Raw genomic sequence first — 7235 nt, forward strand, 5'->3', positions numbered from 1 at the left:
AAGGGTCATGATGAGCAGGTGCTTGGTGATCGGCGGCAACGGCTTCGTCGGCTCCCACGTAGTCGACGCTCTGGCGCGCGACGGACACGACGTGCGGGTCTTCGACCGGTTCTCGAATGGCCGAGCAAGGTTTGAAGCCGGCAACGTTGAGCGAGTCACGGGCGATTTTATGAACGTCGGGGAAGTGAAGGAAGCCGTCCGCGATCGCGAAATCGTCTTTCATTTCCTCTCGACCACGACACCCGCCACGGCGGAGATCGACCCACTTCTCGACGTGCGCACGAACATCACGAGTTCAATCGAGCTGTTTCGCGCATGCGCAGAGCTTGGCGTGGAGCACGTGTACTTTGCATCCAGCGGAGGTGCGATCTATGGAGACACTTCGGCGGTTTCGTTATCCGAGAGCACGACACCGAACCCCATCTCTCCATACGCGATCGGCAAACTCACAATCGAGGGCTACCTGCGGTACTTCGGCCGGACCGCGGGCTTGCGGTCCACCGCCCTTCGAATCTCGAACCCGTTCGGCCCCAGGCAACATCGCGACCGGAAGCAAGGCGTGATCCCGATATTCCTTCGGAGCATCGCGCGCGGAGAACCGATCGTCGTGTATGGGGATGGTTCGATGGTTCGGGACTACATCTATGTGGAGGATGTCGCCGACATGATCTGCGCTATGGTCGGCAAGCCCAGCGCGGGCCCCGTCGTGAACATAGGTAGCGGAACCCCATATTCGGTCAACGAGATTGTCGATGTTGTCGCGGCAGTCACAGGGATCCAGCCGATGACCGAGCGGCGCGCAACCCCACCAACCTTTGTCGAGCGCGTCGTTCTCGACACCTCGACATACAGGTCGCATTTTGGCACGCCGAAACATACGCCCCTGCGAGAGGGAATTGAAGCTACGTGGGCCTCGCTGATGACGGAAATGAGTATCCTGGTTTGAATGCCATTCGTGTCTTGCACGTGACCGAGGCCATGGGCGGCGGGATTGTCTCCTTCATTTCGAGCATAGGCAACCGGCAATCATCGGCAGGCGCACGCGTTGCGGTGCTCTACGCACGCCGCGCCGACACGCCTCCCGAATCCGACCTGCGGCAGCGCTTCGGCGACCGCGTGGAGCTCCATCCGCCCGTGACAGGCAAGAGTCACCTCACTCGTTCCTGGCAACTCCGGCGCAGACTGCGCGCTCAGATGCGTTCTGGCGACTATGACGTAGTTCATTTGCACTCCTCAATCGCGGGCGCGCTGGGGCGGACTGTCCGCCGGAGACGCGAGGATGTATTGCGGGTTTACTCGCCACACGGGTTCTCTTTCCTCCGCGAGGATAAGAGCCTCACCAACAGATGGGCGACCGAAGCGGCGGAACGCGCGATGGCCCGGCTAGACCCTTTGATCCTGACCTCCGTGTCGGAAGTCGAGATCGCGCGGCAACGGTTGCGAGCCAAAGAGTTAGCGTTCTTGCAGTCAGGAGTGCCACGCAGCTCGATAGTCGACCGACCGCACACCCCGGTTCAGCGGTTGAGAGTATTGATGCTTGGGAGGGTCGTTTACCAGAAGGCACCCTGGCGGTTCGCGGCTGTTGCACGCGCTCTCGGGCACCTGGCGGATTTCGTGTGGGTAGGCGCAGGGAACGGGAATTATCCGCGAGAGTGGTTCGCGGATTCGCCGGTGCAGGTGCTTGACTGGGTTGCCCCCGAGCAACTCGACGATCTTCTCGCCCAGTCGGCAGTCTTTCTGTTCCCAACTCTTTGGGAAGGGATGTCCCTTTCCCTTATCCATGCCCAGAGCTGCGGGGTACCATGCGTGACGACCAACGTCGTAGGCAATCGGGACGCCATCGTCCATGGCGAGACGGGTTTCGTCTGTGACAGCGACCCCGAGTTGATCGAGGCCACGCGCCTACTCCTGGAGGACCCCGCCCTACGCAAGACAATGCGCGAAGCAGCCCAGAGGCATGCGAGGGCTGCACTCACAGACGACGAGATCGGCACCGCTTCGCTGGAGCTGTACCATCGCTGGATGAGTGCTAGCCGGTGAACCAGGTTCTGCCGAGTATCACGTCCCGTCCGCTGACATGACCCTCTACGTAACAATAACCGCGGTCGTCGTGGTACTGGCCTGGGCCGCCGACCTTGCCGGACGGGAGCTCCGCCGCCGTCAGCCAGCGAACAACCCAGGGGCGGCCGACACGCCAGTGCGCTGGGGGCTTTCCGACGTTTTTATCATGTCGGTCTTGGCGGGCGTTGCGGGCCTACGGTTTCACGTCGGAACGGACTACTACATCTATGCGAACGTCTTTGCCAGACTAGACACCCGCGACTGGGCGACCTCGATCGCGAACTCCCCGCATGAGGCGGGGTACACGATCTTCTCACTTCTCGTCAAACAGATCTCCCCTGACCCATCCGCGATCATCCTCGCCACCTCCGTCGCCTCCGTCGTTCCTATATACATCGCGATCCGTCGACTCTCAGGTCACCGCGCACTTTCACTTCTTCTTTACATAGGGATGGGCTTCTACTTCATATCCTTCAACCAAGTTCGACAGAGCATTGCCGTAGGGTTGTCAGCCCTTGCCTATAGCTACTTCGGCAAATCAACGTGGAAGTTCATCGCGCTCAACGCCCTTGCGAGCGCCTTCCACGTGTCGGCGATCGTTGTTCCGCTCGTTCAGCTAGTCACCGCCACGTGGAAGCTCCGACTGCGGGTAATTACCCTCGTATTCGCCGCTACTGCGGTGGGAGGAAGCGCCCTAACGATTCTGGCTAATTTTGCTGACTTCCTAAACCCGAGGTACGGCGGCTACATCGAAGAGGCAGAAGTTGCGGGGACCGGCACGATTCTCATGGCCGCCGTCAGAGTGGCGATTGTCGTCGTCGCGCTGCTGGCTAACGTCAAAAAAGACCTGCCTATGGACCTCCAGCGGTACGGGGTCTATGTGGCATTGAGCGCGGGCTTGATACTGATGGGTTTTATCTCCATCCCAGTAGCCCGCCTAGAAATGTATTTCAGCATTTATATGATCTTTTTGCTCCCAGCCTTGACGGCGAGGAGCCGGCATCCCAGGCTTTTTATGTGCATCCTCGCGATCCTAGCCATCGCGCACATGCTGGTATACATACCGTCATTCAACGGCGTTCTTCCGTATCAAACAGAGAACGGTTTCCAGTCTTGATACTGCACCTCCGCGCCCTCCCAACCGCCGCTCGTCGCCCGGGACCGACAGCCGCTAAACCGCTGGGGTGTGAAAACCGTTGCGTGCCCGCGGACCGACGGACAGTCACCGCGCAGTTCCCGCAGCCCACGGCGTGCGCCGCTGACCACCCCCGAGCGGTGGTACGTGATCAGGGGAATGGTGTCCGAAGCGGCGCTCAGCATCGCGGCGAACGCGTCACATCTATACACCGTCGCCTGGATCAACCACCCGGCAATCACTTTCCAAACCCCCCGGAGGCTCGTCTTGCCCAGTGAGGCATCCAAGTTCAGCTGGCTCCCGAGCGGAGCGGCCCCAACATACCGCCCCGAGGTAAGTGTGTCGGTAGTGGTTCCAGTCCACAACAACTCTTCGGACGCTACCCGCGCCATCAGTTCGGTTGTCGCCCAGACCATGCCAGCAAAGGAACTCATCATTGTCGACGACGCCTCTGATCCCGAGCAGCTAAAGCTCCTTAAGGCATACCTGGGTGCACTCGATTCGGCGCCACCCATCCGCCTAATCTGCCTGCCGGAGAACGTGGGCCCGGGTCTCGCACGGCACCTCGGCGCGCAACAAGCCGAAGGTGAGCACGTTGCGTTCCTCGACGCGGACGATCAGTGGCATATCGAGAAACTGGAGACCGTCGCCCCGTTGCTGACTAGCGGGCGCGCTTCGCTCGTCGGCCACCAACGCCCCTGGCGCTTCGAGGTGGGCACCGACGATCTGCGGAGCACTATAAGCGGTGCCCCGATCCGCGCTTTGAAACGACGTCACTTTCTGCGACGAAACCCAATTCCGACCTCCTCCATCGTGGCGAAACGAGAAGTTGCGCAGACGATGTTCGCCCTGGGTGGTCGGCGCGCCGAAGACTACATGGCACTGCTCGTCGCGACCGCCAACCCAGGCACAACGAGATTCATCGCCGCGCCGCTTTGCTTTGCGAGCAAGCCGCCCTTCGGGCATTCTGGTGAAGGCGCAGATCAAAGGGAGATGTACGCGGCGACCTTCCGGAACGCTATGCGCCTGCGAGAGCTAGGCCACCTGGGAAAGACTGAGTTCATCACACACATAGCCTGGCTGGTAGCGAAAGTACCCGTTGGTCTCTTGCGCCAGGCCCGATATCGACGCATGCCAAGAGGCGGGAGCATAACGTGACCCTCAGCCGCGTGCTGTCAGGCCGTGCCGATGTGCTGGCAGGATATTACGGATTTCACAACTTCGGGGACGACCTGTTTAGGGAGGTGCTCACCACAGCCCTCGCCGCGGAGGACTGGGCTCGCCCCATTGTGTCGAACGCGGGCGACGGACGGCTCGACAAATTGACCCGCAATGTATACGCAGTGCGCAATCTCGGACGCGCCCGAAGCCTTACGCTCGGCGGGGGATCAATCCTCGGGGCCAGACCCCCACTTTCGATGCGCCACCTCGAGATGGTGGCGTCCGCTAGAGGGCGCATCTCTTACTGTGCGATCGGGGTCGGGGTGATGGAAGGGAAGTCGATCCCTCCCAATCGGATCATTGCCCAAATGTCTTGGGTGGGACTCCGAAGCTATTCCGAGTATCAGGAACTGGCGGCGGCGCACCCGCAGGTTACCTACAGTTCCGACATCGCATACGCAGCGCGGCGGCTTCTGCCCGTCGACCCCATGGGCGTGGGGAGTAATATCGTGGTCATACCTGCCGCGATCGGGGAGCTGGGGCGGAGAGCGCACGACGCCGCGTTTCTGTCCGATTGGCTTTCCACGAGCGTGGTCAACCAGGCTTCGCCTTCCGAAACCGTGACCGTTGTCTTAATGCAGCCGAGTAACGCCGAGGATTCCGCCATCTGTGCAAAGGTGGCGTCCGCGCTACGACAACACGGGCTCAGCGTGACTACTGTCGCCCATCGCGACCCGCGTGAAACACTCGCCATCATCGCTGCGAGCAGGCTCGTTCTGTCGGACCGCCTCCATGGCGCCATAGCGGCTCACATCTACGACGTGCCGTTCCGCCTTTCGAAGCACCACAAAAAGTGCATTGACTTTCTGACTGATATAGGCCACCCCGACTCCGGCGAAGAGGTCAGTTACGTCGGTCCAGACGCACAGGGGCGGTTGGAGACGGTGTCAGCGTGGGCCCAAACCCAGGGTCCTCACCGCCAGGCGCATGAAGACATCTCCACTAATGCAATCGAAGCGTGGATCGCACATTTGCGGCAACGATCGTTATGAGGAGGCTGCAAATGCGCGGCCCCATATGGGTTGCGGGCGGCACAATGGTTGCCGCCGCCCTCTCGTTCGCATTCCAGACCGGCCTCTCACTGATCATGAGCGAGTCCGCCTTCGGAGTGGTGGCCTCGGCGATGATCGGGGCTGCGGCGCTGGCGGTGTTCACGTCGATGGGCAGCCAAAATGTGATGCTTGACGCGGTCGAGCGTCAAGGACGGTCCGCTCGGGATGTCGTGAAGCCATACCTCCGCATCTGGGGGACGACATCTGTCATCGGCGCCACTGTGGTCGGTATCGTCGTCGCCGTCGTCCCGGCGCTGGGATCCGCACTGGCCTTTACGGTTGCTCTTTGCTGCATGATCTCACTGTTCAGCATCCTCGCGTCGAGTAGGCAGAGTGCGCGCGACTTCCCCGGCGTTGGTCTCCTTCTGATTGCACCCGAGGCAGCAAAAGTAATAGCCCTGGCGGCGTTGTGGCTCGCGGGTCTCGAAGATCTGCATGCCGCCTACTGGCTGATGTCAGGCGCTTTTGCGGCCGCGTGCTTGATAACGATATTGCTAGGACTCCCCAGCGCACGGGGGATATCCCCCCTAACGTGGAGAGACGTGGCCGTCGCGGGCTTCCCCTACGCCCTCTCTGGCCTTCTCTTCATGCTTTACTACCGAGCGAGTATTCTGGTTATGTCGAGCCAAGGGTACCTAACAGAAGCCGGATCGCTCGCCGTAATCTACCTCTTCATCACCGCAATCCTGATGCTGCCGAATGCGTATAGCCAGCGCTTCCTCCTGGGACGGTGGCATGCGGTCAGCGGGAAGCGCCCCGAGGTCTTCAGGTCTGAGCTTAAGCGTCAGGTTCTGTCGGTTCTCGCCTTCACCATACCGATCAGTGCCGCTTGGTTTTTCTGTTCCCGCGGCGTTCTAGCCTGGCTTTACGGGGATGCCTACTTACTCGCGCAGCAGTGGGCCCCGGCTTTCGCTCTGGTTCTCCTCTCGAGAGGCGTGAATATCCCATTGCAAGCGGCGAGCTCCATCGCGTCCCTTCGATGGCCCCGGACGTGGGTGATTTGCGCAGCGGCCGCGGTCACCGTGGGACTCACGATCGCGTTGCTCCCAAGCATCGGTTTCGCAAGCGCATATTGGGCTGCACTCGCCGCGGAGGTTGTCTTAGCGTCGGCTCTTTACATCATGCTCCACCGACGGGGAAAGGCTCGTTCGGTGGATTGAACAAGTTGATGGATTGGTCTGTTGCAGGGCTCGATCCCATGAGCTCAGCTGCCTCGTGAGGACAGCCCGGGAGACCCTCCTCGCACCTAAGCCGCACCCGAGCGATTTCCGCGACACCGTTGTGCGCATCGCGAGCAACCGCGAGCACGATGCCCCAATCGAGCGCATCGCCACCGACGTAGGGGCTCACCCCCTGGCGCTGTAGAAGTGATTGCGGTGGCGGGGTCAGGGACGGCGCGCGCGGATGGCGAAAGGAGAGGGCGCAGCGACGTGAGGTGAGGAAGCGAGTGCTGTTGCTCAAGCAGCAATATTGCGGTGATTCAGCGGCGTCGTCGCAACTGCGTCGCGCAGCCTGTAGGGAGGAACGCCCGCTGGTGGTCGCAGACCCGCGGACGGTCTTTTCGTCGCCGCCCCGTGTCGGCGGCTCCGGAACACCGACGTCGCCCTCGCCGTCGCGACTACATCCCTGCACGTACGGGTGCAGCGTTCCTGATTCTTACGTTGTTCCGGTCGGCGACGCATGTCAGAAGGGTCTGCCGCACGGATAGGTGACGGGTTGTAGTCACGCCGCGAGGGCGACGTCGGTGTTCATGATTGCTTCGTACT

At 61.2% G+C, this 7235-nt stretch carries 6 protein-coding genes; all 6 read left to right on the forward strand.

Translation table 11 applies throughout. The features are described from left to right. The first annotated feature begins 25 nt into the window (after positions 1-25). A complete protein-coding gene (locus H9651_RS13085; protein ID WP_318244874.1) occupies positions 26-946 on the forward strand; it encodes an NAD-dependent epimerase/dehydratase family protein in 921 nt (306 codons plus the stop codon). Between the two features lie 20 nt (positions 947-966). Further along, positions 967-2040: a glycosyltransferase gene (locus H9651_RS13090; RefSeq protein ID WP_191719771.1), complete on the forward strand. Its 1074-nt coding sequence runs from the start codon at positions 967-969 to the stop codon at positions 2038-2040. 37 nt (positions 2041-2077) lie between these two features. Next, the gene (locus H9651_RS13095; RefSeq protein ID WP_191719772.1) at positions 2078-3178 is read left to right on the forward strand and encodes an EpsG family protein; all 1101 of its coding nucleotides are present in this window, start codon (positions 2078-2080) and stop codon (positions 3176-3178) included. Between the two features lie 366 nt (positions 3179-3544). Then, positions 3545-4354: a glycosyltransferase family 2 protein gene (locus H9651_RS13100; protein ID WP_191719773.1), complete on the forward strand. Its 810-nt coding sequence runs from the start codon at positions 3545-3547 to the stop codon at positions 4352-4354. Beyond that, a complete protein-coding gene (locus H9651_RS13105) occupies positions 4351-5409 on the forward strand; it encodes a polysaccharide pyruvyl transferase family protein (protein WP_191719774.1) in 1059 nt (352 codons plus the stop codon). Before H9651_RS13100 ends, H9651_RS13105 begins: the two co-directional genes overlap by 4 nt. 11 nt (positions 5410-5420) lie before the next feature. Further along, the gene (locus tag H9651_RS13110) at positions 5421-6629 is read left to right on the forward strand and encodes a lipopolysaccharide biosynthesis protein (RefSeq protein ID WP_191719775.1); all 1209 of its coding nucleotides are present in this window, start codon (positions 5421-5423) and stop codon (positions 6627-6629) included. Positions 6630-7235 lie beyond the last annotated feature (606 nt).

The organism is Microbacterium pullorum, assembly GCF_014836535.1.
Classification (GTDB): Bacteria; Actinomycetota; Actinomycetes; order Actinomycetales; family Microbacteriaceae; genus Microbacterium; species Microbacterium pullorum.